Origin of the sequence: Synechococcus sp. CCY9201 (assembly GCF_034931105.1) — a bacterium.
In the GTDB taxonomy this organism is placed as follows: Bacteria; Cyanobacteriota; Cyanobacteriia; order PCC-6307; family Cyanobiaceae; genus CBW1002.
Genome location: NZ_JAYGIC010000051.1, coordinates 1 through 25542, shown reverse-complemented (window position 1 = coordinate 25542; position 25542 = coordinate 1). Strand labels below are relative to the sequence as shown.

Sequence of the window (25542 nt, the reverse complement as noted above, 5' to 3'; positions counted from 1 at the left end):
TGGGTGTCGGCTGCGGCTTTCTTCACGGAAAGAATGGCCTTGGCGGGCGCTGCCGGGGCAGCTGGGGTCGCTCCGGAGCCGTTGCCCTTGATCAGGGTCCGGATGCGGATGGCCTCGTCGTCGCTGATCGAGCTGCTGTGGCTCTTCACGGCGATGGACAATTTTTCGGCGGCATCGAGCACGTCCTTGTTCTCCAGGCCCAGGTCCCGGGACAGCTCATAAATTCTGACTTTGCCGCTGCTGGTCATTCAGGTCTCCAAGGGTCGGGGCCGTCCGGCCGCCAGTCGGGACAACGGGTGCCACCGGGCCGCATCCATGCTGCGGCCACGGTTCATCTTGCCTCAGAGGTGGTCGCGTCGTCGTCGCGCAGACGCTGGTTGAGCGTGGCGATGATGGAATCTGCAACCTGGGTGCGCAGCGCCCGTTGCAGCCGCTTGCGCCGTTTCGCCTCGTCCAGGCAACTGCGGCTGGGGCAGAGGTAGGCCGAGCGGCCCATGCCCCTGTCCAGTCCGATTCCGCCCTGCGCCAGCCGGATCACCCGCCAGAGCTGTTCGCGGTTGAACAGCTCTCCACAGGCCACGCAGCGGCGCAGAACGGGTCGCGCCATCACCGGGTTCCATCCTCGTCGGCTGCGGCGGGTTCAGGGTCGGCCAGGGATTCCGTGTCGGCCAGGGATTCCGTGTCGCTGGCAGTCGCCTCAGCCGGGACATCGGCTTCAGCCGGCTCTGGTTCAGCCAACTCAGCTTCGCTGCCGTCATCACCCTCCAGCATCTCCTCGTCCTCGGGCAGGGGATAGAGCTCGCGCAGGCGGGCGTCCTCCTCGGCGCGGGCGGCCTGCTCAGCGGCCAGGCGAGCTTCCGCTTCCGATTGAAGAGCTTCCTCTTCCTGACGCAGGGCGATCAGTTCGGCCACCTTCTCGTCTTCGCTGGCCTGGTCGTATTCGGCGGCGTTCTTGATATCGATCTTCCAGCCGGTCAGTCGGGCGGCCAGGCGCACATTCTGCCCTTCGCGGCCGATGGCCAGGCTGAGCTGGTCCGGGGGAACCAGGACATGGGCGTGGCGTCCATCGGGATCCACCAGCCGCACCATGTCCACCCGTGCCGGGCTGAGGGAGTTGGCGAGGTACTGACCCGGATCGGGAGACCAGCGGATCACGTCGATCTTTTCGCCGCGCAGTTCGTTGACCACCTGCTGGATGCGGGAGCCGCGGGCTCCGATGCAGGCTCCGACCGGATCCACCTCGCGTTCGACGCTGTCCACCGCCACCTTGGTGCGGGGACCGACCGATCGGGAAGGGGGGTTGGCCTCGCGGGCCACGGCCACGATCCGTACCGATCCCTCCTGGATCTCAGGGACTTCGTTCTCGAACAGATACACCACCAGACCGGCGTTGGAGCGGCTGACGAACAGCTGCGGGCCACGGCGGGGCACCTCGCTCACCTCCTTGAGAAACACCTTGAAGGTGGCGTTGGCGCGGTAGTTGTCGTTGGGCAGCTGGTCACGGCGCGGCAGTTCCGCCTCCACTTCGGGCCTGCCCAGGCCGCTGCTCACAGCCATGATCACGCTCTGGCGCTCGAAGCGGATCACCCGGGCGGTGAGCACAGGATCCTCCAGATCGGCGAACTCCTCCTGGATCATGCGGCGCTGCTGATCCCGCAGCTTCTGGGCCAGCACCTGCTTGGTGGTGGCGGCGGCCATGCGGCCGAAGTCGTCCTTCTCAGGAGTCACATCCAGGACCACCGTGTCCCCCACCTGGGCGTCCGGGGCCACCTGGCAGACCTCTTCGTAAGCGATCTGATGGTCGTCGCTCTCGACCTCCTCCACGATGATCTTGCTGGCCAGCACCCGGTAGCCCTCCTCATCGAGGTCGAGCGAGACGTCGAAATTGCTGAAGTAGTCCTCTTCGAACGGATCCTCGCTGATACCCAGGTAGAGGGTGCGGCGGTAGCGCTCATAGCCCTTCAGCAGGGCCTCCCTCAGAGCGGCCTCCACCACCTGGGGGGCAAGTTTCTTCTCTTCACTGATGTCCTCGATCAGGTTGTTCAGACCGGGGAGCAGGACGAGGGCCATGGACGAATCGGTGGTGGATGGGGAAGGGGGAAGACGAACCGGAAGCGCGGGGGCTCAGGCGCTGCCGTCTGGAGTGATCAGGCGGACGCGAATCACAGCGTCGCGGGGGATGCGCACGGTGCGGCCCCGCTGATTGAGGCGTACATCCGTGGCGTCCCGTTCCAGCAACAACCCCTCCAGGCTGGTGCGAAGCCCTTTGGGGTCATGGAAACTGACCTCCACGGGAAAGCCTCGAAAGCTGCGGAAATCCCGATCGTCGTGGAGGTCTTCGCCGATGCCGGGACTGGTGATCTCCAGAACATAGGCCTCGGTCAGCAGCCCGGAGGCCTCGATCGCCTCGCCCAGCGGTCCGCTCAGGCCGGCGCACTCATCGAGGTTGATGTCGGCGCCATCGGATCGCTGCACCACCACCTGCAGGGTGAGGGGGATCCGATGGGTGTGGAGCTGCACCTCACGCACCTCCAGCGCCAGGGTGGAGGCCACTGGGGCGGCGAGCTGCAGCAGATCAGGTATCAGCGGATGGGGCAAGGCTCAGGGCTGCGGGCTTCGGCGTGCATGGCCGCCGGGCCTCGCAGTTCTGGAACTGCCCCGCCACTGCCCTCGCCTGACGGCGCTCGGCGGCAACGGGTCCTGCCCGGCGGGCAGTGCAGCCATTCACCCTAGGGGATTGCTGAGATCGATCTCCGGCGCTTCGGCGTAGTAGTCGCTGGCGACAACCTCACCGCGCCGCGTCGCGTCCTGGTTGAGGCACTGGGAGCACTGTTCCGGAGTGCGCAGGTACTGGCAGACCCGGGCCCAGAGTTTGGCGCGGCTGCCGGGTGCTCCCTGGCTGAAATGCACCAGGTCGTTGCCTCCGACCATGCCCTGGATCTCCACCTGGCAGAGGGTGCAGCGCTGACGACTGCCGGGAGGAATGGGAGCCATGGCCGGCGAAAACACTCGCGGCAACTTAAGCCGATCGCGCCGTGATGGGACGCGGCCGTGCCCATTTGCCACCGAGCCCTGCCGGGTCCGGCAGATTCGGCGCCAGAGTGGATTCCCCTTAGCGCTGCGCTGCACGGCTGTGTCCGGGCGCCCCCTCTTGCCTTGCGTGTCCTGCAGCTGAGCGATCCCCACCTGCTGGCCGATCCGGCTGGTTGCTATCGCGCCCGCCAGCCACTGGCACAGTTGCGGCAGGCCCTGGACCAGACCCTTGGCGCCGGTGGATCGGTCGGCGAGCTCGGCGGGGAGCGTCCTGATGTGCTGCTGATCAGCGGCGATCTCTGCCAGGACGAGAGCTGGGGCGGCTACATCAACCTGCGCGATCAGCTCGGGGCCGTCTGCCCGGGGCCTGGACGGCCCCAGCTGGCCCTGTTGCCGGGCAACCACGATCATCCCCAGCTGCTGCGCGCGGCCCTGGGGCGCCAGGCCTGGATCGCCCCGGCGGAGCTGCGGCTTGCCGGTGCTCGCCTGTTGCTCCTCGACAGCCATTGGCCCGGCCAGCTGGCGGGCCGGCTGGGCCCGCGGCAGCTCGCCTGGCTGAGGGACCGGCTGGCGGTCGGCACTGCCGCCGAACCCCTGCTGGTGGCGCTGCATCACCCACCGGTGCCGATCGGTGATCCCGGTATGGATGCGATCGCCCTGGTCGATGGTCCCGAGCTGCTTGATCTCCTGGCGGACGCCGCAGGTCTGCAGGCTGTGGTGTTCGGCCACATCCACCAGCACTGGCTCGGCCACCTGCCGGGTCGTGCGGCGGTGCCGCTGCTGGGCTGTCCGTCCAGCCTCTGCCCCTTCCCGGCGGTGCAGGCCTGCCCTCAGGGCCGGGCTCAGGACCCGGGCGGGAGGCTGCTCACGCTCTCTCCGACCGGCCTGCGGCAGCGCTTGCTGCGCTGGGCGCCGGCGGTGGTGCCTAGCGTCGGCTGATGCTTGCTTCCCACCGTCTGTCCACGCTGGAACGCTTTGTGACGCCCACGTCGCGTGCGCCGGGTCCCTGCTTGCCTCGATGGAGGCAGCCCCTGCTGGCGATGCTGGTGCTGCTGGCGGCTCTGCTGCTGCCGCTCGCACCAGCCTGGTCGCTGGAGCCAGCCCCTCTGGCTTCCGAGACCCTGGCGGTTTCAGCCCCCCAGCCGACTCCCCACAGCTTCGTGGCGGAGGCAGCCCGCCGCGTGGCTCCGGCGGTGGTCCGGATCGATACCGAGCGCACCGTGGCGCGCCAGCCCTTTGATCCGGCCCTGCTCGATCCGTTTCTGCGGGAACTGTTCGGCGACCCTGCCGGCAGCATGCGTGAACGGGGCCAGGGCTCCGGCGTGGTGATCGAGGCCTCCCAGGGCCTCGTGCTCACCAATGCCCATGTGGTGGACCAGGTCGATGCGGTGGAGGTCACCCTGGCCAGCGGTCGCCAGCTGGACGCCACCGTGGTGGGCACCGATCCGGTCACCGATCTGGCCCTGGTGCGGATCGCCCGCGGTGGCGGGCTGCAGGCGGCCCCTCTGGGGGATTCCGAGGCCCTGGAGGTGGGCGACTGGGCCATTGCGCTGGGAAGCCCCTATGGCCTGGAGCGCACCGTGACTCTTGGGATTGTCAGCAGCCTGCACCGCGACATCAACAGCCTCGGTTTTGCCGACAAGCGCCTCGATCTGATCCAGACCGACGCCGCCATCAACCCCGGCAACTCCGGTGGTCCGCTGATCAACGCCGCCGGTGAGGTGATCGGCATCAACACCCTGGTGCGTTCCGGACCGGGCGCTGGCCTGGGCTTCGCCATCCCGATCAACCTGGCCAAGCGGGTGTCGGACCAGCTGGCCGGCGGTGGCCAGGTCGTGCACCCCTATCTGGGTCTGCAGTTGGTGCCGCTCACGGCCCGGAGGGCCCGCGAGAACAATCGCGATCCCGATGCCCTGGTGCAGTTGCCCGAACGGGATGGTGCCCTGGTGCAGCGGGTGCTGCCGGACAGTCCGGCGGAGGCGGCCGGCTTGCATCGCGGCGATCTGGTGGTGGCGGCCGGTGAGCAGGCGATCGCCAGCCCGTCGGTGCTGCTGCAGCTGGTGGAACATGCCGCCGTGGGCGAGCCGCTTCCCCTCAAGGTGCTGCGGGGACAGCGGGAGCTCAAGCTCTCGATCCGTCCGGCCGCCCTGCCGATGGCTGGCTGAGGGGCTTCCTGCAGGCTTCCGTTGGGTCCATTGCTACGGTCACGGCCCTCCGATTGCATAGGGCATGGCCGATCTGCAGGACCGCATGAAGCAGGCCGTGGCTGAGGCTGCGGTCGAGCAGATCCAGGACGGCATGGTGCTGGGGCTGGGTTCCGGTTCCACCGCAGCCCTGATGATCCGAGCCCTTGGAGCCAAGCTCCAGCAGGGTGAGCTGAGGGACATCGTGGGGGTGACCACGTCGTTCCAGGGCGAGGTGCTGGCGGCGGAACTGGGGATTCCGCTCAGAAGCCTCAATGCGATCGAGCGCATCGATCTGGCGATCGACGGCGCCGACGAGGTGGATCCCTCCTTCCAGCTGATCAAGGGCGGCGGTGCCTGCCACGTGCAGGAGAAACTGGTGGCCCGCCGTGCCGATCGCTTCGTGGTGGTGGTGGATGCCACCAAGTTGGTGGAGACCCTCAACCTGGGCTTTCTGCTGCCGGTGGAGGTGCTGCCCGGTGCCTGGCGGCAGGTCCAGGCTGAGCTGATCACGCTGGGGGCCACGGCGGAGTTGCGCATGGCCGTCCGCAAGGCCGGGCCGGTGGTGACCGATCAGGGCAATCTCGTGCTCGATGCGGCGTTTGCCGGCGGGATCACCGATCCGCTCGGCCTGGAGAGGGAGATCAACAACCTGCCTGGCGTGCTCGAGAACGGCCTGTTCGTGAACCTCACCGATCAGGTGCTGGTGGGCGAGATCGTCGATGGCGTGCCCGGTGTGCGGGATCTGGTGAAGCGCTGAAGCCTCGGGCCTGCGGCGGCGCCCAGGGGCTCAGCCCAGTCGCCGCCGCACCGACTCGGCATGGCTATGCAGGCCCTCGCTTTCGGCCAGGGTGATCACCGCCGCGCCCGTGGCCTCCAGTGCTGCGCGGTTGAAGTGAATCAGGCTGGTGTGGCGCAGGAAGGTCTCCACGCTCAGGGCACCGGCGAAGCGGGCGGTGCCGGAGGTGGGCAGGGTGTGGTTGGGACCGGCCAGGTAATCGCCAACGGCTTCGGGGCTCCAGGGACCCAGGAAGATGGCGCCGGCATGGCGGATCCGATTGGCGAGGGACTGGGGGTCGTGGACCAGCAGCTCCAGGTGCTCCGGCGCGAAGCGATCACTCAGGGCCGCCGCCTCCTCGAGATCGGCGCAGAGCACGATCAGACCCCAGTCTTCCAGGGCGCTGCGGGTGATGGCGGCCCGCGGGTGGCCAGCCAGCTGGGCCTCCAGGGCCGCCGGCATGGCCGCGGCCAGTTCGGCGCTGGTGGTGAGCAGGATGGCGGCGGCCAGGGGATCGTGTTCGGCCTGGGCCATCAGATCGGCGGCCACCTGCTCGGCTCGGGCGGTGTGATCGGCGATCACCAGCACCTCGCTGGGGCCGGCCAGCGAATCGATCGAGACCCGCCCGTAGACCGCCTTCTTGGCCAGGGTCACGTAGAGATTGCCCGGGCCGCTGATCACATCCACCCGGGGGATCGTTTCGGTGCCGTAGGCCAGGGCCGCCACGGCCTGGGCGCCGCCGATCCGATACACCTCCGTCACCCCAGCCAGATGGGCCGCGGCGAGCACGGTGGCGTTCGGTTCGCCGCCGGGGCCCGGTGGGGTCACCATCACAAGCCGCTCCACGCCGGCAACCCGAGCCGGCACGGCGTTCATCAGCACGGTGCTGGGGTAGGAGGCTCGCCCGCCGGGGACGTAGAGCCCGGCCCGTTCCACCGGTCGCCAGCGGCGTCCGAGCAGTTCGCCGTGGGGGCCGGTCACGGCCAGATCCTCAGGCTTCTGGCGCTCGTGGAAAGCGAGGATGCGCTGGTGCGCCAGGGTCAGCGCGTCCTGCAGCTGGCTCGGGCATTCCTGCCAGGCCTGCGCCAGGCGCTCCGGCGCAATCCGCAGCGGGTCGGGGCGGATGCCATCGAAGCGTTCGGTCAGCTCCAGCAGCGCCTGGTCGCCCTGGCGGCGCACCTGCTCGAGGATTTCTTCCACCCGCTGCTGTTCCTGCAGCAGGCGGCTGCCGCTGGTGCGTTCGGCGATCGCCTCCAGCCGCTCCCGCGCCGCCGTCGCATCGTGGAGCACCGTCAGTCGCAACGGACCTTGGGCGCGGTCGGGGGCGGCGGCAGGGGCGGGGGCAACCACGGGGCGGAGGCGCGGAGGACCGGCGCTGCAGAGGTTGTAAGCACGCTAGAGCTCGGCTCGTCGGGGGGGTGATGGGTCGACCGGTAGGATCCTCGTTTGCCGAATCCGCGCCAGTACGCCTGTGGCCAATAACAAGTCGTCGAAGAAGCGCATCGAGATCGCGGAGCGCAACCGCCAGCGGAACCGCACCTACAAGTCGGCTCTGCGGACCCTGATGAAGCGCTGCTTCACAGCCTGCAGCAGCTATGCGCAGGAGCCGGGCGATCAGGCCAAGGACGTGGTTCAGACCAGCATGAACGCCGCCTTCAGCAAGATCGACAAGGCCGTGAAGTGTGGTGTTCTGCACCGCAACACCGGTGCCCATCAGAAGTCGCGCATCAGCGCCGCTGTCAAGAAGGCGATCGAGCCTGCCGCTGCTGTCGGCTGATCCGGCCGTTTGCGGTCGATCACCTCAGTCCCTCTGCAAGCCCCATGCCGGCGACCCTGGTCGATAGCCATTGCCACATCGTTTTTCGAAACTTCGACGACGACATCGATCTCGTGGCCCAGCGCTGGCGTGACGCCGGAGTTCGGCGCCTGGTCCATGCCTGCGTTGAGCCCTCGGAGATCCCGGCGATCCGTGCCTTGGCGGACCGTTTCCCCGAGCTCCGCTATTCCGTGGGTGTCCATCCTCTGGATACGGAGCACTGGCAGTCCGATACCGCCAGGGTGCTGCGTCAGGCCGCCATCGACGATCCTCGGGTTGTGGCCATCGGCGAACTGGGACTGGATCTGTTCAGGGTCCGGAATCTCGACGAGCAGCTGGCGGTTCTTGTACCCCAGCTGGACCTGGCGGTGGAGCTGGATCTGCCGGTGATCATCCACTGCCGTGATGCGGCCGAGCCCATGCTCGATCTGTTGCGCGATCGCGCCTCCGATCAGCGTTGCCCCCGTGGGGTGATGCACTGCTGGGGCGGAACCCCTGAGGAGATGGCCGGTTTTCTGGAGCTCGGTCTGTTCATCAGCTTCAGCGGCACGGTCACCTTCCCCAAGGCCGAAGCCACCCATGCCTGCGCTCGGGTGGTGCCCGCCGATCGTTTTCTGGTCGAGACCGATTGTCCGTTCCTGGCCCCCGTGCCAAGGCGAGGCAAGCGGAACGAACCCGCCTTCGTGGCGGCCGTGGCCGCCAGGGTTGCCGAGCTCAGGGGCGAGAGCCTCGAGCAGGTGGCCCAGACCAGCAGTGCCAACGCAGCACGCTTGTTTGGACTTGGGCTTGACAGTGTATGATTTTTTATTGCCTTGGTAGCGGAAGCGCTCCTTTGCCGACGCCTGCAGCCGTGAAGCGAGTCCCGTAAAGAGAGCCGGCAGCGGCGGCCGTTCCTGGACCCAGGAGCGGCTGTTCGCATGTCGGAGTTCTCCTGCACTGGCTCACCGGCCTCAGCTGCACCCCAACCCCTCAAGCCCAATCGGTGGCAATCCTCCAACGGCGTCCACAGCCGTTGCCGTTCCACCGAGCCCATCTTCTACCCCACCGTTCCTGCAGGTCCACCGCATGAGCAGCGCGATCCAGGTCGCCAAGACCGCCACTTATCTCCCTGATCTGGTGGAGGTACAGCGGGCGAGCTTCAAATGGTTCCTGGAGAAGGGGCTGATCGAAGAGCTCGAGAGCTTCTCTCCGATCACCGATTACACCGGCAAGCTGGAGCTTCACTTCATCGGTAGCGAGTACCGACTCAAGCGTCCGCGCCACGACGTCGAGGAGGCCAAGCGCCGCGACGCCACCTTCGCGTCACAGATGTATGTGACCTGCCGCCTGGTCAATAAGGAGACCGGCGAGATCAAGGAGCAGGAGGTGTTCATCGGTGAACTGCCTCTGATGACCGAGCGTGGCACGTTCATCATCAATGGCGCTGAGCGCGTGATCGTCAACCAGATCGTGCGGTCGCCCGGGGTCTATTTCAAGGATGAGCAGGACAAGAACGGCCGCAAGACCTTCAACGCCAGCCTGATCCCCAACCGCGGTGCCTGGCTGAAGTTCGAGACCGACAAGAACGACCTGCTGCACGTGCGTGTCGACAAGACCCGCAAGATCAACGCCCACGTGCTGATGCGGGCCATCGGCCTGTCGGACAACGATGTGCTCGACAAGCTGCGGCATCCGGAGTACTACCAGAAGTCGATCGAGGCGGCCAACGACGAGGGCATCGCCTCGGAAGATCAGGCCCTGCTGGAGCTCTACAAGAAGCTGCGGCCCGGTGAGCCCCCCTCCGTCAGCGGCGGTCAGCAGCTGCTGCACAGCCGTTTCTTCGATCCGAAGCGCTACGACCTCGGCCGGGTCGGTCGCTACAAGATCAACAAGAAACTCCGCCTCACGATTCCTGATGCGACTCGCACCCTCACGCCCGAGGATGTGCTCAGCACGATCGATTACCTGATCAACCTGGAACTTGATGTCGGTGGCGCCAGCCTTGACGACATCGATCACCTCGGCAATCGGCGGGTGCGCTCGGTGGGTGAGCTCCTGCAGAACCAGGTGCGTGTGGGCCTCAACCGCTTGGAGCGGATCATCAAGGAACGCATGACGGTCGGTGAGACCGAATCGCTCACCCCGGCCCAGCTGGTGAACCCCAAGCCCCTGGTGGCGGCGATCAAGGAGTTCTTCGGCTCCAGTCAGCTGAGCCAGTTCATGGATCAGACCAATCCCCTGGCGGAGCTCACCCACAAGCGGCGCATCAGCGCCCTCGGTCCAGGGGGCCTCACCCGGGAGCGGGCCGGTTTCGCCGTACGCGACATTCACCCTTCTCACTACGGCCGCATCTGTCCGATCGAAACGCCGGAAGGCCCGAATGCCGGCCTGATCGGCTCGCTCGCCACCCACGCCCGGGTGAATGAGTACGGCTTCATCGAAACGCCTTTCTGGAAGGTGGAAGAGGGCATCGTGCTCAAGCAGGGCGATCCGATCTACCTCTCCGCCGACCTCGAGGATGAGTGCCGCGTTGCCCCTGGCGATGTTCCGACCGACTCCACCGGTCTGATCACCGCCGAACTGGTACCGGTGCGCTACCGCCAGGACTTTGAAAAGGTGCCTCCCGAGCAGGTGGACTATGTCCAGCTTTCGCCGGTGCAGGTGATTTCGGTCGCCACCTCGTTGATTCCCTTCCTCGAGCACGACGACGCCAACCGTGCCCTGATGGGTTCGAACATGCAACGGCAGGCCGTGCCGCTGCTGCGTCCGGAGCGCCCCTTGGTGGGCACCGGTCTGGAAACGCAGGTGGCCCGCGACTCCGGCATGGTGCCGATCACCAAGGTGAATGGCACGGTTTCGTTCGTGGATGCCACTGCGATCGTGATCCGCGATGAATTCGGTGTGGATCACACCCACTATCTGCAGAAATACCAGCGTTCCAACCAGGACACCTGCCTCAACCAGCGGCCGATTGTGAAGTTGGGCGATCCGGTGATTGCCGGTCAGGTGTTGGCCGATGGATCCGCCTGCGAAGGCGGTGAAATCGCCCTGGGTCAGAATGTGTTGATCGCTTACATGCCCTGGGAGGGATACAACTACGAGGATGCCATCCTGGTGAGTGATCGCCTCGTGCAGGAAGATCTCTACACCTCGGTGCACATCGAGAAGTACGAGATTGAAGCTCGCCAGACCAAGCTCGGTCCCGAGGAAATCACCCGCGAGATTCCCAATGTTGCCGAGGAGAGCCTCGGCAACCTCGATGAGATGGGCATCATCCGCATCGGTGCCTACGTCGAGAGTGGCGACATCCTGGTGGGCAAGGTGACGCCCAAGGGCGAATCCGATCAGCCCCCCGAGGAAAAACTGCTGCGCGCCATCTTTGGCGAGAAAGCCCGTGATGTGCGCGACAACTCCCTGCGGGTGCCCAGCACTGAGCGCGGCCGCGTCGTTGACGTGCGCATCTACACCCGGGAGCAGGGTGATGAACTGCCGCCGGGCGCCAACATGGTGGTGCGGGTCTATGTGGCGCAGCGCCGCAAGATCCAGGTGGGCGACAAGATGGCCGGCCGCCACGGCAACAAGGGCATCATCAGCCGCATCCTGCCGCGGGAAGATATGCCCTACCTGCCCGATGGCACGCCGATCGACATCGTGCTCAACCCCCTGGGTGTGCCGAGCCGGATGAACGTCGGTCAGGTGTTCGAGTGCCTGATGGGCTGGGCGGCGTCCCACCTGGAGTCACGGGTGAAGGTGGTGCCCTTTGATGAGATGCACGGCCCCGAGATGTCGAAGCAGACCGTGCAGGCCTTCCTGGAAACGGCGAAGGCGCTTCCAGGCAAGGATTGGGTCTACGACCCTGAGAACCCCGGCAAGATCCAGCTGGTCGATGGCCGCACCGGCGAGCCGTTTGATCAGCCGGTCACGGTGGGCTTCGCCCATATTCTCAAGCTGGTCCACCTGGTCGACGACAAGATCCACGCCCGTTCGACCGGCCCTTACTCCCTGGTGACCCAGCAGCCCCTGGGCGGCAAGGCGCAGCAGGGTGGCCAGCGCCTTGGCGAGATGGAGGTCTGGGCCCTGGAGGCCTACGGCGCCGCCTACACCCTGCAGGAACTGCTCACTGTCAAGTCCGACGACATGCAGGGCCGCAACGAGGCCCTCAACGCCATCGTCAAGGGCAAGCCGATCCCCCGGCCTGGCACGCCCGAGTCGTTCAAGGTGCTGATGCGCGAACTCCAGTCCCTGGGGCTCGACATCGCCGTCTACACCGATGCCGGTGAGGAGGTGGATCTGATGCAGGACGTCAATCCACGCCGCAGCACCCCCAGCCGTCCCACCTACGAATCCCTCGGCGTCGCGGACTACGACGACGACTGATCGCTGATCCGTTCCGTTCCCTTCGACCTCCGCGCGCTCCAAGCCCATGTCCAACAGCAACCTCCGCACCGAGAATCACTTCGACTACGTCAAGATCACGCTCGCTTCCCCCGAGCGGATCATGCAGTGGGGGCAGCGCACGCTGCCCAACGGTCAGGTGGTGGGTGAGGTGACCAAGCCGGAAACGATCAACTACCGCACGCTCAAGCCGGAGATGGACGGCTTGTTCTGCGAGAAGATCTTCGGCCCGTCGAAGGACTGGGAGTGTCACTGCGGCAAGTACAAGCGCGTGCGGCACCGCGGCATCGTCTGCGAGCGTTGCGGTGTCGAGGTGACCGAGAGCCGCGTGCGGCGTCATCGCATGGGCTTCATCAAGCTGGCGGCCCCCGTCTCGCATGTGTGGTATTTGAAGGGAATCCCCAGCTACGTGGCGATTCTGCTCGACATGCCCCTGCGGGATGTGGAGCAGATCGTCTACTTCAACTGCTACGTGGTGCTCGACAAGGGCGATCACAAGGATCTCACCTACAAGCAGTTACTCACCGAGGATGAGTGGCTTGAAATCGAAGATCAGATTTACGCCGAGGATTCGGAGATCGAGAACGAGCCCCAGGTGGGGATCGGCGCCGAGGCCCTCAAGCAGCTGCTCGAAGACCTTGATCTGCCCGTGATCGCTGAGCAGCTGCGCGAGGATATCGCCGCCAGCAAGGGTCAGAAGCGGGCCAAACTGATCAAGCGTCTGCGCGTGATCGACAACTTCATCGCCACCGGTGCCAAGCCCGACTGGATGGTGCTGGATGTGATCCCAGTGATCCCGCCCGATCTGCGTCCGATGGTGCAGCTCGATGGGGGTCGCTTTGCTACCTCCGACCTGAACGATCTCTATCGTCGCGTCATCAACCGCAACAACCGGTTAGGCCGTCTGCAGGAGATCCTGGCTCCTGAGATCATCGTCCGCAATGAAAAGCGGATGCTGCAGGAAGCCGTTGATGCTCTGATCGATAACGGCCGCCGAGGCCGCACCGTGGTGGGGGCCAACAACCGTGCCCTGAAGTCGCTGAGCGACATCATCGAGGGCAAGCAGGGCCGCTTCCGTCAGAACCTGCTCGGCAAGCGGGTCGACTACTCCGGTCGTTCCGTGATCGTGGTGGGCCCCAAGCTCAAGATGCACCAGTGTGGTCTGCCCAAGGAGATGGCGATCGAGCTGTTTCAGCCGTTCGTGATCCATCGCCTGATCCGTCAGAACATCGTCAACAACATCAAGGCTGCCAAGAAGCTGATTGCGCGCGCCGATGATGAGGTGATGCAGGTGCTTCAAGAGGTGATCGAAGGCCATCCGATCCTGCTCAACCGGGCCCCGACCCTGCACCGCCTCGGCATTCAGGCGTTCGAGCCGAAGCTGGTCGATGGGCGTGCGATTCAGTTGCACCCGCTGGTCTGCCCCGCCTTCAACGCCGACTTTGACGGTGACCAGATGGCCGTGCACGTGCCCCTGGCGATTGAGGCCCAGACGGAAGCTCGCATGTTGATGCTGGCCAGCAACAACATCCTCTCGCCGGCCACGGGTGAGCCGATCATCACCCCCTCCCAGGACATGGTGCTCGGCGCCTACTACCTCACGGCCGTCAAGCCCGACTACGACAAGCCTGCGTTTGGCGATCGCCGCCGCAGCTTCGCCAGCCTCGACGATGTGATTGCCGCCTTCGAGGAGAAGCACCTCACCCTGCATGACTGGGTCTGGGTGCGGTTCTCCGGTGAGGTGGAGAGCGACGATGAGGAGAGCGCTCCCTTGCAGGAGGAGACCCTCAGCGACGGGACCCGCATCGAGCAGTGGAAGTATCGCCGCGATCGTTTCGATGAAGACGGCGCCTTGATCAGCCGCTATCTGCTCACCACGGTGGGTCGTGTTGTGATCAATCACACCATCATCGACGCGGTGGCTGCCGCCTGAGTTTCGGCAGAGCAGAACAGTCTTTCTTTCTCTTTTCGTTTTTCTCCAGCGCGCGCTGCCATGACCGCCACATCGTCCAAATCCAGCAAATCCAAGGCCAAAGCCGCTGCGGTTGTTGAGCCCACCCTCACAGCCGAGGGCCGCAACGCGCCGCTGAGCAAGATGGCGCCGCCGTTCCGCAACCGCGTGATCGACAAGAAGGCCCTCCGCAACCTGGTGGCCTGGGCCTACAAGAACCATGGCACCGCCGCTACGGCGGCTATGGCCGACGAGCTCAAGGACCTTGGTTTCCACTACGCCACCCAGGCCGCCGTGTCGATCTCGGTCGACGACCTGCAGGTTCCGGACGACAAGCCGCAGCTGCTGCGAGAGGCAGAGCAGCAGATCACCGAAACAGAGGAGCGCTATCGCCTGGGTGAGATCACCGAGGTGGAGCGTCACACCAAGGTGATCGACACCTGGACCGAAACCAACGAGCGTCTCGTCAACTCCGTGAAGCGGAACTTCGATGAGAATCATCCGCTCAATTCGGTGTGGATGATGGCCAACTCCGGCGCCCGGGGCAACATGTCCCAGGTGCGTCAGTTGGTCGGCATGCGCGGCCTGATGGCCAACCCCCAGGGGGAGATCATCGACCTGCCGATCCGCACCAACTTCCGTGAGGGGCTCACGGTCACCGAATATGTGATCTCCTCCTACGGGGCCCGCAAGGGTCTGGTGGATACGGCTCTGCGTACCGCAGACTCCGGTTACCTCACCCGCCGTCTGGTGGATGTGGCCCAGGATGTGATTGTCCGGGAGGACGATTGCGGCACCACCCGCGGGATCGTGATTGAGGCCGATGAGAAGGGCCGCTTCGGTTCCAAGCTCACCGGTCGCCTCGCGGGTGAACCGGTGGTGGACGCCAATGGTGAGATTCTGGTGGACCGCGATGGAGAAATCGATCCTCCGACCTCCAAGCGGATTGAGGCCGCTGGGGTGCGCTCCGTGGTGGTGCGTTCGCCGCTCACCTGTGAAGCGTCACGTTCTGTCTGCCGCAAGTGCTATGGCTGGGCCCTGGCGCACAACGAACTTGTCGACCTGGGTGAGGCCGTCGGCATCATCGCGGCCCAGTCGATCGGTGAGCCGGGCACCCAGCTCACGATGCGCACATTCCACACCGGTGGTGTGTCCACCGCTGAAACCGGTGTGGTGCGCTCTTTGGTCGAGGGTGTGGTTGAGTTCGGATCCAAGGCGCGAGTGCGTGGTTTCCGCACGCCCCACGGCGTCGAAGCGCAGATTGCCGAAACCGATTTCACCCTGACGGTGAAACCGACGGGCAAGGGCAAAGTCCAGAAGCTGGACATCAGCAGCGGTTCGCTGCTGTTCGTTGCCGATGGCGCCGTCACCCCCGCCGATACGATGCTGGCCCAGATCTCATCCGGTGCCACCACCAAAAAGAGCGTTGAAAAGGCCACCAAGGATGTGATCTGCGACCTGGCCGGCCAGGTGCGTTACGAGGATGTGATTCAGCCCAAGGAGGTCACTGACCGCCAGGGAAACATCACCCTCAAGGCCACCCGCCTGGGTCGGCTCTGGGTGTTCAGTGGTGATGTCTATAACCTTCCTCCCAATGCCCAGCCGGTGGTTCAGGGTGTCAAGCCGGTGGTGACAGGTGAGGTGCTGGCGGAGAGTCGTCTGGTCAGTGAGTACGGCGGTGCCGTGCGGCTGCGGGAGTCGGCTGGAGATTCCCGTGAAGTGCAGATTGTGACGGCCAGCCTCACCCTGCGCGACTGCAAGCTGGTTGGTGAGTCCAACCACTCGGGTGAAACCTGGTATCTCGATGGCAAGGACAACAGCCGCTATCTGCTCAAGACAGCTCCTGGCAGCAAGATCGGTGCCGGTGAGGTGATCGCCGAGCTGGCGGATGACCGATTCCGCACCCAGACCGGCGGCCTGGTGAAGTATGCCCCCGGCCTGTCGATCAAGAAGGCTCGCAGTGCCAAGAATGGCTATGAGGTGAGCAAGGGTGGCACGCTGCTGTGGATCCCGCAGGAGACCCATGAAATCAACAAAGACATCTCCTTGTTGATGATTGAAGACGGCCAGTGGATCGAAGCTGGAACGGAGGTGGTCAAGGACATCTTCAGCCAGACCGCCGGTATTGTAACGGTGACGCAGAAGAACGACATTCTGCGGGAGATCATTGTTCGCTCCGGCACCCTGCATCTGGTGTCCGACAGCAAAGTGCTCAGCCGTTTCGGCGAGGGCAAACTGGTCAATCCTGGCGAAGAGATTGCACCGTCCCTCAAGTCCGAGGCCATGGTGTTTGTCGAGACGGTCGATACGCCTGAGGGTGGCGCCCTGCTGCTTCGTCCGGTGGAGGAATACACCATCCCTGATGAGGCCCATCTGCCCGATCTTGGCTCGGTCAAGCAGAGTGGTGGTCCCTCCCTGGGGCTCAAGGCCACGCAACGTCTCACCTTCAAGGATGGTGAGTTGATCAAGAGCGTCGAGGGTGTGGAGTTGCTGCGCACCCAGCTGATTCTCGACACCTTCGACACGACACCCCAGATGACGGTGGACGTGGAGGTTGTGCCCGACAAGCGGGCCAAGACGATCGAACGGCTGCAGCTGGTGATCCTCGAATCCCTGCTGGTCCGCCGCGACACCCTGTCAGATGCCAGCCATGGCTCCACCCACACTGAGCTGCAGGTGCAGGACGGCGATTCTGTCAAGAGCGGGGATGTGGTGGCGACCACCCAGATCCTCTGCAAGTACGACGGCGTGGTCCAGCTGCCTGAACTGCAGGCTGACGAGCCGGTGCGTCGCTTGATCGTGGAGCGCGAAGGCGACACCCATTCCATCCCCCTCGGGTCCGCTGCTCCCCAGGTGGCCATTGGACAGCGGGTTGTGGATGGCGATGTTCTGGCTGAGGGCCTCGTTGCTCCCTGCTGCGGCCAGGTGGAGGAGATCGAGGGCGGCGTTGTGACCATCCGTCTGGGGCGTCCCTACATGGTCTCGCCCGATTCGGTGCTGCACGTGCGTGACGGTGAGCTGGTGCAGCGTGGGGACGGCCTTGCCCTGCTGGTGTTCGAACGTCAGAAGACCGGCGACATCGTGCAGGGTCTGCCGCGGATCGAAGAATTGCTCGAGGCGCGGCGCCCGCGGGATTCCGCCGTGCTCTGCCGCAAGAACGGCACGGTTCAGATCAAGCAGGGTGACGACGATGATTCGATCACGGTGTCGGTGATCGAGGCCGATGACGCCATCACCGAGTACCCGATCCTGCTGGGCCGCAACGTGATGGTCAGCGATGGCCAGCAGGTGACGGCCGGTGAGCTGCTCACCGATGGTCCGATCAACCCCCACGAGCTGCTGGAGTGCTTCTTCGAAGATCGCCGCAGCCGCAAACCCACCATGGAGGCGGCTCAGGAGGCGATCTCACAACTGCAATACCGCATGGTGCAGGAAGTGCAGAACGTCTACAAGAGCCAGGGCGTCTCGATCGATGACAAGCACATCGAGGTGATCGTGCGGCAGATGACCAGCAAGGTGCGGATCGAGGACGCGGGCGATACCACCCTGCTGCCCGGCGAACTGATCGAGTTGCGTCAGGTGGAGCAGGTCAATTCGGCCATGGCGATCACCGGGGGTGCTCCTTCCGAGTTCACACCGGTGCTGCTGGGGATCACCAAGGCCTCGCTCAACACCGACAGCTTCATCTCGGCGGCCTCCTTCCAGGAAACCACCCGGGTGCTGACCGAGGCGGCGATCGAGGGCAAGAGCGACTGGCTGCGGGGACTCAAGGAGAACGTGATCATCGGTCGCCTGATCCCTGCGGGCACCGGCTTCGGCGGCTTCGAAGAGGAGCTGCGCGCTGAGGCGGGCCCCCATCCCGACATCCTCGAGGAGGAGAACGCCAGCTACCGCCGCATGCAGAACCTCCGCCCCGATTACACGGTGGAACTCCCCTCACCGGCCAGTTCCACCGCGGTGCTCGACGATCCCTCCGATGCGGATCTCGAAGCCACCCGCAGCCGTCATGGCATCGAGGGCAGCAGTTATGCCGCCTTCACGCGCCCCGGGGCAGACGATGGCCTGCAGGAGGAGTTGATCCCTGACCCCGATGCCGTCGAGGGTCTGCAGGAGGAGGGCCTGCTGAGCGACGATTGAGGTCTGGATCCGGCGTCGATCTTCCGCACCCCCCTGCGGTCGGCGCCGGACTGCCGTTCTGACGTTCTGCTGCTTTCGCCATGACCGCCACCGCCACTCCGGTTCCCCAGCGTCGATTGCCGCGCTTCGGCTTTCACACCCATAACGAGAGGCTGCATGGCCGCCTCGCCATGCTCGGTTTCATGGCATTGCTGGGTGTGGAATGGTTTCTGGGGCATGGGCTGCTGGTGACCCCCTGATGGCGAGCTCGGCGGCTGTGCCTCTGCTGGGGATGGGGCTGGCGGAGCTGGAGTCGTGGGCGCAATCCCAGGGCCAGCCAGCCTTCCGTGGCCGGCAGCTGCACGACTGGATCTATGCCAAGGGAGCCCGGCGTCTCTCGGATGTCTCGGCGCTGCCGAAGGCCTGGCGCGACAGCCTGGCCGCCGTGCCACCAGAGGGTTCCTCTGACTGGATCGGTCGCTCCAGCGAGCTGCACCGCAGCGTCGCCCGCGACGGCACCACCAAATTGCTGCTGGGCACCGCCGACGGCCTCAGCCTGGAAACCGTTGGAATTCCGGCGGAGGGGCGCCTCACGGTGTGTGTCAGCAGCCAGGTGGGCTGCCCGATGGCCTGCCGCTTCTGCGCCACGGGAAAGGGCGGCCTGCAACGCTCCCTGGCCGTGAACGAGATCGTGGATCAGGTGCTGAGTGTGCGCCAGGCGATGGATCTGCGCCCCAGCCATGTGGTGTTCATGGGCATGGGCGAACCGCTGCTCAACACGGACGCTGTGCTGGCGGCCATCGATTGTCTCTGCCGCGATCTGGGCATGGCCCAGCGTCAGATCACCGTGAGCACGGTGGGTGTGCCGCGCACGCTGCCGACTCTGGCCGAACGGGCTCTGGAGCGCTTGGGCCGGGCCCAGTTCACCTTGGCCGTGAGCCTGCATGCACCGGATCAGCGGCTGCGGGAGGAGTTGATCCCCACCGCCCATGCCTACCCGATCGAGACGTTGCTGGAGGATTGCCGCCACTACGTGGCGATCACCGGCCGGCGGGTGAGTTTCGAATACATCCTGCTCGGTGGTCTCAATGATCACCCCCGTCAGGCGGCGACCCTGGCCCAGCGGCTGCGGGGGTTCCAGAGCCACGTGAATCTGATTCCCTACAACCCGATTGAGGAGGAGGACTTCCAGCGCCCCAGCCCTGAGCGGGTGGAGGCCTTCCGGCGCGCGTTGCAGGAGCGGCATGTGGCCGTGAGTGTGCGGGCCAGCCGGGGCCTGGATCAGGATGCGGCCTGCGGCCAGCTGCGCCGACGCCTCACGCCGGCCTGAAGGTCAGCAGCCTGTCCAGACCGGTCAGGTGGGATCCTTGGCCGGATCGAAGGCGCCGCGAGCTTCCGCTTCGTTCCAGGGTGCCAGGCGCGCCAGCAGCAGAAAGGCCGGCACGGCCGCCGCCACCGTGAACAGGAAGAAACCGGGCCAGCCCACCCGCTCCGCCACCACGCCCGCCGGTGCCGAGAGGATCGAGCGGCTCATGGCATAGACGCCTGAAAGCAAGGCGTACTGGGTGGCGGAAAAGCGCGGATTGCAGAGGCTCATCAGCAGAGCCACGAACACGGCGCCCACCATGCCGCCGCTGACGTTCTCCAGGCTCACCGCCGCGATCAGTCCGGCGAAGCCGCCGCCGAAGCGCGCCAGGGCCCAGTAGCTGAGGTTGCCCAGGGCTCCGGCCAGGGCGAACAGCCACAGGGAGCGGTTCATGCCCAGCCAGGCGAACAGGGCCCCGCCCAGCACCGTGCCCACGATGGTGGCGCCGATCGCCCAGCCGCCCTGCACCAGGCCGATCTCCGCCTCGCTGAAGCCCCGCAGCTGCAGAAAGGGAATCGCCATGGCGCTCAGCAGGCCATCGGGCCAGCGGTAGAGCAGCACCAACAGCAGCAGTTGCCAGGTGCGGCCTGGTCCGGCCCGGCGCACGAACTCCCGCGCCGGGCCCAGCACGGCCTGGCGCAGGCTGTTCACGGCATGATCCACCGGTCTGAGCTTCGGTGCCGTGAGCGTGAACGGAATCACCGCCCCCACCAGTGCGGCGGCGGCCAGGAACGCGGCGGGCCAGCCGTAGCGGCCTGCCAGCAGAAACCCTCCGGCGCCGATGGCCAGCATGGCGGCCCGGTAGCCCAAAGCCGCTGCGGCAGCGCCCGGCCCGCGCTCGTGTTCCGGCAGCAGGTCAGTGCGGTAGGCATCCACGGCAATGTCCTGGGTGGCGCTGCAGATCGCCAGTACCAGCGCTGCGATGCCAATGGCCGTGAGGCTGGCCGGGTCGGTGCTGGGCCGCAGCAGCGCCATGGCGGCGATCACCGCCACCAGCATCACCTGCATCAGCAGCAGCCAGCCCCGCCGCCGGTCGGGCCAGGGGATCGGCCAGCGGTCGAGCAGGGGCGCCCAGAACAGCTTCAGCGTGTACGGCAGTTCCGCCAGCGGAATCAGGCCGATCAGCGCCAGGGGGACGCCGCTGGCGGTGAGCCAGCCCTGCAGCAGCTTGCTGCCCACCATCAACGGGGCGCCGCTGGCCACACCCTCGGCGCTCACGGCCACGAGGCGGCGGACGGTGCCGTCTGTCTCTCGGTGCTGCGCGGGGCCAGGGGTCGCTGCCGGCTCAGACGCCATCCGTTCAGACGCCATCAGTGCGGGGCGAGTGGGCGAACCCTAGGGGCAGCCTTCGGGTGTGCCGCCACCAAGGCCCGTCACCCTGGGCCGTCACAATGGGATGCAAAGTCTGGATTCCGTGCAATTTTTTCGCTCTACCCTGCTGCCGGCGGCGATCGTGCTGCTCTTCGGCCTGGCCCTGGTCGCGGTGAGTGCGCGCATCTGGTTGCCCGGGGACATGGCGGCCCCGGCTCCGCTCCTCTGATCTCCTCGCCGACGGGACCGCCGCCATGAGCGAAGACCATCAGCCCTCCGATCCGCGTGACCCTCAGGCCGAGCCTGGCGCCACGCCCCCCCAGTGGCTCAGTCCGCCCGAGCTGGCCCTTGATCCGGATGTGCTGGCCCGCGAGCTGGCGGAGGAACTGCTCGGTGACCCGCTCGATGAGCTCGACAGCCTCGGGCCGGAATCGTTCGATGTGGCGGCCGAATGCGATGCCGGTCTGGAGCTGCTGCAGGGCAGCCACGACCAGCGCATGCAGGGTCTGCGGATCTTCTGTGAGCATCGCGATCCGCGCTCCAACCCCCTGCTGCTGCCTCTGCTGGGTGCCAGCTGCCCGATCGTGCGCATGAGTGCGGTCTATGCCCTCGGGCGCAATCCCCATCCTCTGGCCGTGGAGCCCCTGCTGGGTCTGCTCTCCGGCGACGACAACGGCTATGTCCGCAAGGCGGTGGCCTGGAGTCTGGGCAATTACCCCGAGGCGCCGATTCTCAATCCCCTGATCCGAGCCCTGCAGGTGGACGTGGCGGCGGTGCGGCTCTGGGCGGCCAGTTCCCTGGCGGACGCGGGCAGCACAGGGCCAGCCAAGGCCGATCCCGCGGCGGCCCAGCTACTGCAGAGCCTGCGGATCGACAGTGAACCCGCCGTGCGCAGCAACAGCGCCTGGGCCCTGGGTCGCCTCTATCCGGAACTGGTGGAACCCCGCCAGCAGGACGTGGTGCAGACCCTGCTGCACACCATGCTCGAAGACGGTGAATCGAGCGTGCGGGACGAGGCGCGGATCGCCCTCGAGCAGTTGGAGCAGCCGGATGTGCTGGAACGGCTGCAGACCCTGGTGGAGGAGGGCCTGCTCAGCTGAGCGGAATCACCGCTAACATCCAGCAACCCTTTTGGATCTGGGATGGCACAACGGACCATCCGTTTCCGCATCCGGCCCGATGGTCGGGTCGAGGAGACGGTGGAAGGAATCCAGGGTGAAGGCTGCCAGCAACTCACCGAGCGGATCGAGGCGCGCCTCGGTTCGGTGCAGCAGCGCCGCCCCACGGCTGAGGCCTTTCAGTCCGGGGTCTCCCAGGGGGCCATCGCCAGCCAGTCCCAGTCCCTCGAACAGCTCGGCTCCACCTCCGCCTGATCTGCGTTCAGCTCAACCATGTCTCACTTCAGCACTGTCAAAACCGAGCTGCGCGACCGCCAGGCGCTGGTGGCTGCCCTCACCGATCTGGGCCATGCCCCGGCCGAGGGCGAGCGGCCGGTCCGTGGCTATCGCGGCCAGACCGTGACGGCCGATCTGGCCGTGTCCCAGAGCAGTGGTGCTGATATCGGCTTCCGCTGGAATGCTGAGGCCGGCAGCTATGAACTGGTGACGGATCTGGATCTCTGGAAGCAGCCGATTCCGGTGGAGCGCTTCCTCGCTCAGTTGCAGCAGCGCTATGCCCTGCGCAGCATCCTGGCCGCCACCGCTGAAGAGGGGTTCCAGGTGAGTGAGCAGACCAGTCAGGTCGATGGTTCCATCGAGCTGGTCGTGACCCGTTGGGACGGGTGAGCGACCCGGCTCTCGCCTTCCGCACCGCTTCCACAGAGGTCGACCCCCCCAGTGGCCTTGAGCCGGTGCTGGGTGGTGCTCTGCGCCAGCAGGCGGTGTGGGTCGATGAAGCGGTCTGCATCGGCTGCCGCTACTGCACCCACGTGGCCACCAACACTTTCGTGGTGGAACCCAACTGGGGCCGTTCCCGTGCCATTCGCCAGGATGGTGACAGCACCGAACGGATTCAGGAGGCGATCGAGACCTGTCCGGTGGATTGCATTCACTGGGTGGCCTACGAGCGGTTGCCGGCCCTGGAAGCCGAACTCGAGCAGCAGGACATTCAGCCCCTGGGGCTTCCCTCCTCCTCCCGGCTGAAGCGGACCCTGCCGCGCCGCCTTTCCTCGCTTGGCTGACATCAACCGTCTGAGCTCCTCGCCTGACCTGCCGTCTCTTTGAGCGTCTTCTCCCCGATCCCCAGCCGCCGTTTCGGCCGCACCGAGCTGGCGATGCCGGTGCTGTCGCTGGGGGGGATGCGCTTCCAGCAGAGCTGGAGCGATCTACCGGCCGATGCGATCACCGCGGCCAGCCAGGCCAATCTGCGCGCCACCCTGGAGACGGCGGCGGCAGCGGGCCTGCACCACATCGAAACCGCACGCCATTACGGCACCTCCGAACGTCAATTGGGCGATCTGCTCGGTTCGGTCAGCGATCCGCATCGGCTTCTGCAGACCAAGGTGCCCCCCGCTGAGGATCCGGTTGCCTTTGAAACCGAGCTGGAGCGGAGCTTCCGGCGTCTCGGGCTGGACGATCCCCACAGCCCCGGCCGCATCGATCTGCTGGCGGTGCATGGCATCAACCTGCCCGAGCATCTCGATCAGACCCTGCGGCCCGGCGGCTGCCTGGAGGTGGTGCGCCGCTGGCAGCAGCAGGGCCGGATCGGATCGGTGGGCTTCTCCACCCATGCGCCCTTGCCGCTGATCCTGGCGGCGATCGGGAGCGATCAGTTTGATTACGTCAACCTGCACTGGTACTTCATCCGCCAGGACAATCGCCCCGCCATCGATCGGGCCCGTGCCCACGACATGGGGGTGTTCGTGATCAGCCCCACCGACAAGGGCGGCCATCTGCACAGTCCGTCGCCGCGTCTGCTGGAGCTCTGCGAACCACTGCATCCGATCGTGTTCAACGATCTCTTCTGCCTCGCTGACCCCGGCGTGCACACGATCAGTGTGGGGGCGGCAGGGCCGGCCGATCTGGATCTCCATCTGGAGGCGGTGCAGCTGTTGCCCCGGGCCGGCGAGCTGCTGCCACCCATTCTGGAGCGCCTGCAGGCGGCACGACGCGAGCGCCTGGGTGAGGCCTGGCTGGCCACCGCATTCCAGGGCCTGCCGGACTGGACCCATACCCCCGGCCAGATCAATCTGCCGGTGCTGCTGTGGCTGTACGAGCTGCTCGAAGCCTGGGATCTGGAGAGCTTCGCCCGGGCTCGCTATGGGCTGCTGGGCAACGGCAGCCACTGGTTTCCTGGGGAGAACGCCGATCAGCTCGATCACGCCGTCAGCGAACAGGAGCTTCAGGCGGTGTTGGGCGAGAGCCCCTGGGCCGCGCGGATTCCCGAGCTGCTGCGCCAGTTGCGTCAGCGGGTCGGGGGGCAGCCAACCAAGCGTCTGGCGGTTCCCTGATCCCGTCAGCGGGCGATGGCCGTACCCAGGGGCTGCTTGCTGGGCAGTCCCACCGCCCGCGGATAGGTGCGGGGGCAGGGGCCGGTGGGGGTCAGGATCAGGGCGTGGCGGATGCCGCGGCCGGCCGGCAGGTCACGGGCTTGGCTCAGGGCGCAACGGGCCCGCAGCGGCACCAGGGCCCGATCCAGGGCGGCCTGATCGTCGTTGCTCCATTGGCCGCGGTAGAGCAGGGCCTGGCCGCTGGGGCGCAGCAGCGGCACCAGGTATTCGGCCACCACCGGCGCGCTGGCGACGGCCCGGGCCATCGCCCAGTCGAAACGACCGCGGCAGGCGGCCGCCTGACCCGTCTTCTCGATGCGCTCGCAGCGCAGGTTCACCCGCTCGCCCAGGCCCAGGGCCGTTGCCATGGCCCGGACCGCTTCCACCTTGCGGCCCACCGAATCCACCAGGGTGAGACGGGCCCGGGGCAGGGCGATCGCCACCGCCAGCCCCGGGAAGCCGCCGCCGGTGCCCACGTCGATCAGCTCCAGGGGTGAAGCGTCAGTGGCAGCGACCGCCTCGGCCTCAAGCAGCGGCAGGAAGGGCCAGAGGCTGTCGAACACCTGGGCGATCCAGAAGTCTTCGCCCTCCACCAGGCGGGTGAGGTTGAGCCGGCCGTTCCAGAGGCGCAGCTGCTCCTGGAGCGCTGAGAACTGCTGCTGCTGCAGCGGCGTGGGCTGCCAACCCAGGGCCTGCCACAGCGCCGGACCGGCAGCGGTATCGGCAGGTGCACTGGCCGTGGCATCCTCCGGGGCGGCATCCTCCGGGGGGGGGGCATCGGGCCGGCTCGGCATCGGCGGAGGATCCAGGACTGTTCTCCCTAGGATCCCCCACATCCTGGCGGCAGCCCCGTGGCGGCCGCGGCCAAGCCCTGGGGCCATGCCCAGCCCGACGACCCCTTCCAGCCTCCTGCCCACGCCGAGCCATTACGCCTTGCTGCAGCTGGATCCGGGCGCCAGCGCCCAGGACCTGCGGCAATCCTTTCGCAATCTCAGCAAGCGTTTCCACCCCGACACCACCACCCTGCCCGCGGCTGAGGCCGCGGCCGCGTTTCAGCGGCTGCAGGAGGCCTATGCCGTGCTCAGTGATCCGCAGCGCCGGCAGGCCTACGACGCCCAGCTGCGCCG

At 66.3% G+C, this 25542-nt stretch carries 25 protein-coding genes; 17 read left to right on the top strand and 8 right to left on the bottom strand.

Annotation, left to right across the window (positions count from 1 at the left end):
* The 5 genes from VB716_RS05350 to VB716_RS05330 all read right to left on the bottom strand — a co-directional run.
* Window positions 1-248 (bottom strand): translation initiation factor IF-2 N-terminal domain-containing protein (locus tag VB716_RS05350; RefSeq protein WP_323269942.1); only part of this gene is annotated, 248 nt, incomplete at its 3' end.
* An 83-nt stretch (window positions 249-331) separates the two neighbouring features.
* Window positions 332-607, bottom strand: coding sequence for a YlxR family protein (locus tag VB716_RS05345; protein ID WP_370594662.1), 276 nt, complete (start codon window positions 605-607; stop codon window positions 332-334).
* Entirely contained in the window at window positions 607-2070 is a 1464-nt protein-coding gene (nusA, locus tag VB716_RS05340; RefSeq protein ID WP_322758397.1) for a transcription termination factor NusA, read from the bottom strand. The genes VB716_RS05345 and nusA overlap by 1 nt, the downstream gene beginning before the upstream one ends.
* A 54-nt stretch (window positions 2071-2124) precedes the next feature.
* Window positions 2125-2598 (bottom strand): ribosome assembly cofactor RimP, encoded by a 474-nt coding sequence (locus VB716_RS05335; protein WP_197170624.1) that lies wholly within the window; start codon window positions 2596-2598, stop codon window positions 2125-2127.
* A 126-nt stretch (window positions 2599-2724) separates the two neighbouring features.
* A complete protein-coding gene (locus VB716_RS05330) occupies window positions 2725-2994 on the bottom strand; it encodes a hypothetical protein (protein WP_197156905.1) in 270 nt (89 codons plus the stop codon).
* Between the two features lie 162 nt (window positions 2995-3156).
* Between VB716_RS05330 and VB716_RS05325 the strand changes: the two genes are divergently transcribed.
* The 3 genes from VB716_RS05325 (at window position 3157) to rpiA (ending at window position 5976) form a co-directional block, all read left to right on the top strand.
* The gene (locus tag VB716_RS05325; RefSeq protein WP_323269941.1) at window positions 3157-3972 is read left to right on the top strand and encodes a metallophosphoesterase; all 816 of its coding nucleotides are present in this window, start codon (window positions 3157-3159) and stop codon (window positions 3970-3972) included.
* A gap of 101 nt (window positions 3973-4073) precedes the next feature.
* On the top strand, window positions 4074-5198 hold the full coding sequence (locus tag VB716_RS05320; protein ID WP_197158892.1) for a trypsin-like peptidase domain-containing protein: 1125 nt from the start codon (window positions 4074-4076) through the stop codon (window positions 5196-5198).
* A 64-nt stretch (window positions 5199-5262) separates the two neighbouring features.
* A complete protein-coding gene (rpiA, locus tag VB716_RS05315) occupies window positions 5263-5976 on the top strand; it encodes a ribose-5-phosphate isomerase RpiA (protein ID WP_322758400.1) in 714 nt (237 codons plus the stop codon).
* Window positions 5977-6006: 30 nt separating this feature from the next.
* Here rpiA and hisD read toward each other — a convergent pair whose 3' ends face one another.
* Window positions 6007-7296, bottom strand: coding sequence for a histidinol dehydrogenase (gene hisD / locus VB716_RS05310; RefSeq protein WP_323269945.1), 1290 nt, complete (start codon window positions 7294-7296; stop codon window positions 6007-6009).
* Between the two features lie 169 nt (window positions 7297-7465).
* Between hisD and rpsT the strand changes: the two genes are divergently transcribed.
* From rpsT to rlmN, 7 genes are all read left to right on the top strand, one after another.
* Window positions 7466-7771, top strand: coding sequence for a 30S ribosomal protein S20 (gene rpsT / locus VB716_RS05305; protein ID WP_197156899.1), 306 nt, complete (start codon window positions 7466-7468; stop codon window positions 7769-7771).
* A 44-nt stretch (window positions 7772-7815) separates the two neighbouring features.
* Window positions 7816-8610, top strand: coding sequence for a TatD family hydrolase (locus VB716_RS05300; RefSeq protein ID WP_323269940.1), 795 nt, complete (start codon window positions 7816-7818; stop codon window positions 8608-8610).
* A gap of 265 nt (window positions 8611-8875) precedes the next feature.
* Window positions 8876-12166, top strand: coding sequence for a DNA-directed RNA polymerase subunit beta (rpoB, locus tag VB716_RS05295; protein ID WP_322758401.1), 3291 nt, complete (start codon window positions 8876-8878; stop codon window positions 12164-12166).
* Window positions 12167-12212: 46 nt separating this feature from the next.
* Complete coding sequence (locus VB716_RS05290) at window positions 12213-14117, top strand: DNA-directed RNA polymerase subunit gamma (protein WP_197156894.1); 1905 nt, start codon at window positions 12213-12215, stop codon at window positions 14115-14117.
* 60 nt (window positions 14118-14177) lie between these two features.
* Entirely contained in the window at window positions 14178-18272 is a 4095-nt protein-coding gene (locus tag VB716_RS05285; RefSeq protein WP_416238085.1) for a DNA-directed RNA polymerase subunit beta', read from the top strand.
* Between the two features lie 80 nt (window positions 18273-18352).
* Entirely contained in the window at window positions 18353-18511 is a 159-nt protein-coding gene (locus VB716_RS05280; protein WP_197156890.1) for a chlorophyll a/b-binding protein, read from the top strand.
* Complete coding sequence (gene rlmN / locus VB716_RS05275; RefSeq protein ID WP_322758403.1) at window positions 18511-19581, top strand: 23S rRNA (adenine(2503)-C(2))-methyltransferase RlmN; 1071 nt, start codon at window positions 18511-18513, stop codon at window positions 19579-19581. The genes VB716_RS05280 and rlmN overlap by 1 nt, the downstream gene beginning before the upstream one ends.
* A 24-nt stretch (window positions 19582-19605) precedes the next feature.
* Here the strand turns inward: rlmN and VB716_RS05270 are convergent, their stop codons facing one another.
* Window positions 19606-20928 (bottom strand): AmpG family muropeptide MFS transporter, encoded by a 1323-nt coding sequence (locus tag VB716_RS05270; RefSeq protein ID WP_323269939.1) that lies wholly within the window; start codon window positions 20926-20928, stop codon window positions 19606-19608.
* Window positions 20929-21031: 103 nt separating this feature from the next.
* On the opposite strand from VB716_RS05270, the gene VB716_RS05265 reads away from it, so the two are divergent.
* From VB716_RS05265 to VB716_RS05240, 6 genes are all read left to right on the top strand, one after another.
* On the top strand, window positions 21032-21157 hold the full coding sequence (locus VB716_RS05265) for a hypothetical protein (protein WP_255518220.1): 126 nt from the start codon (window positions 21032-21034) through the stop codon (window positions 21155-21157).
* A gap of 25 nt (window positions 21158-21182) precedes the next feature.
* On the top strand, window positions 21183-22028 hold the full coding sequence (locus VB716_RS05260; protein WP_197170615.1) for a HEAT repeat domain-containing protein: 846 nt from the start codon (window positions 21183-21185) through the stop codon (window positions 22026-22028).
* A gap of 42 nt (window positions 22029-22070) precedes the next feature.
* Window positions 22071-22301, top strand: coding sequence for a DUF2997 domain-containing protein (locus VB716_RS05255; protein WP_197156882.1), 231 nt, complete (start codon window positions 22071-22073; stop codon window positions 22299-22301).
* 18 nt (window positions 22302-22319) lie between these two features.
* Window positions 22320-22712: a DUF1257 domain-containing protein gene (locus VB716_RS05250; protein WP_197156880.1), complete on the top strand. Its 393-nt coding sequence runs from the start codon at window positions 22320-22322 to the stop codon at window positions 22710-22712.
* Window positions 22709-23107 carry a ferredoxin gene (locus VB716_RS05245; protein WP_322758406.1) on the top strand — a complete coding sequence of 133 codons (399 nt, stop codon included), beginning with the start codon at window positions 22709-22711 and terminating at the stop codon, window positions 23105-23107. The genes VB716_RS05250 and VB716_RS05245 overlap by 4 nt, the downstream gene beginning before the upstream one ends.
* Window positions 23108-23200: 93 nt before the next feature.
* Entirely contained in the window at window positions 23201-24376 is a 1176-nt protein-coding gene (locus VB716_RS05240; RefSeq protein ID WP_323269943.1) for an aldo/keto reductase, read from the top strand.
* A gap of 5 nt (window positions 24377-24381) precedes the next feature.
* Here the strand turns inward: VB716_RS05240 and VB716_RS05235 are convergent, their stop codons facing one another.
* A complete protein-coding gene (locus VB716_RS05235) occupies window positions 24382-25209 on the bottom strand; it encodes a 16S rRNA (guanine(527)-N(7))-methyltransferase RsmG (protein WP_323269938.1) in 828 nt (275 codons plus the stop codon).
* Between the two features lie 85 nt (window positions 25210-25294).
* Between VB716_RS05235 and VB716_RS05230 the strand changes: the two genes are divergently transcribed.
* Window positions 25295-25542 (top strand): J domain-containing protein (locus VB716_RS05230; protein ID WP_323269936.1); only part of this gene is annotated, 248 nt, incomplete at its 3' end.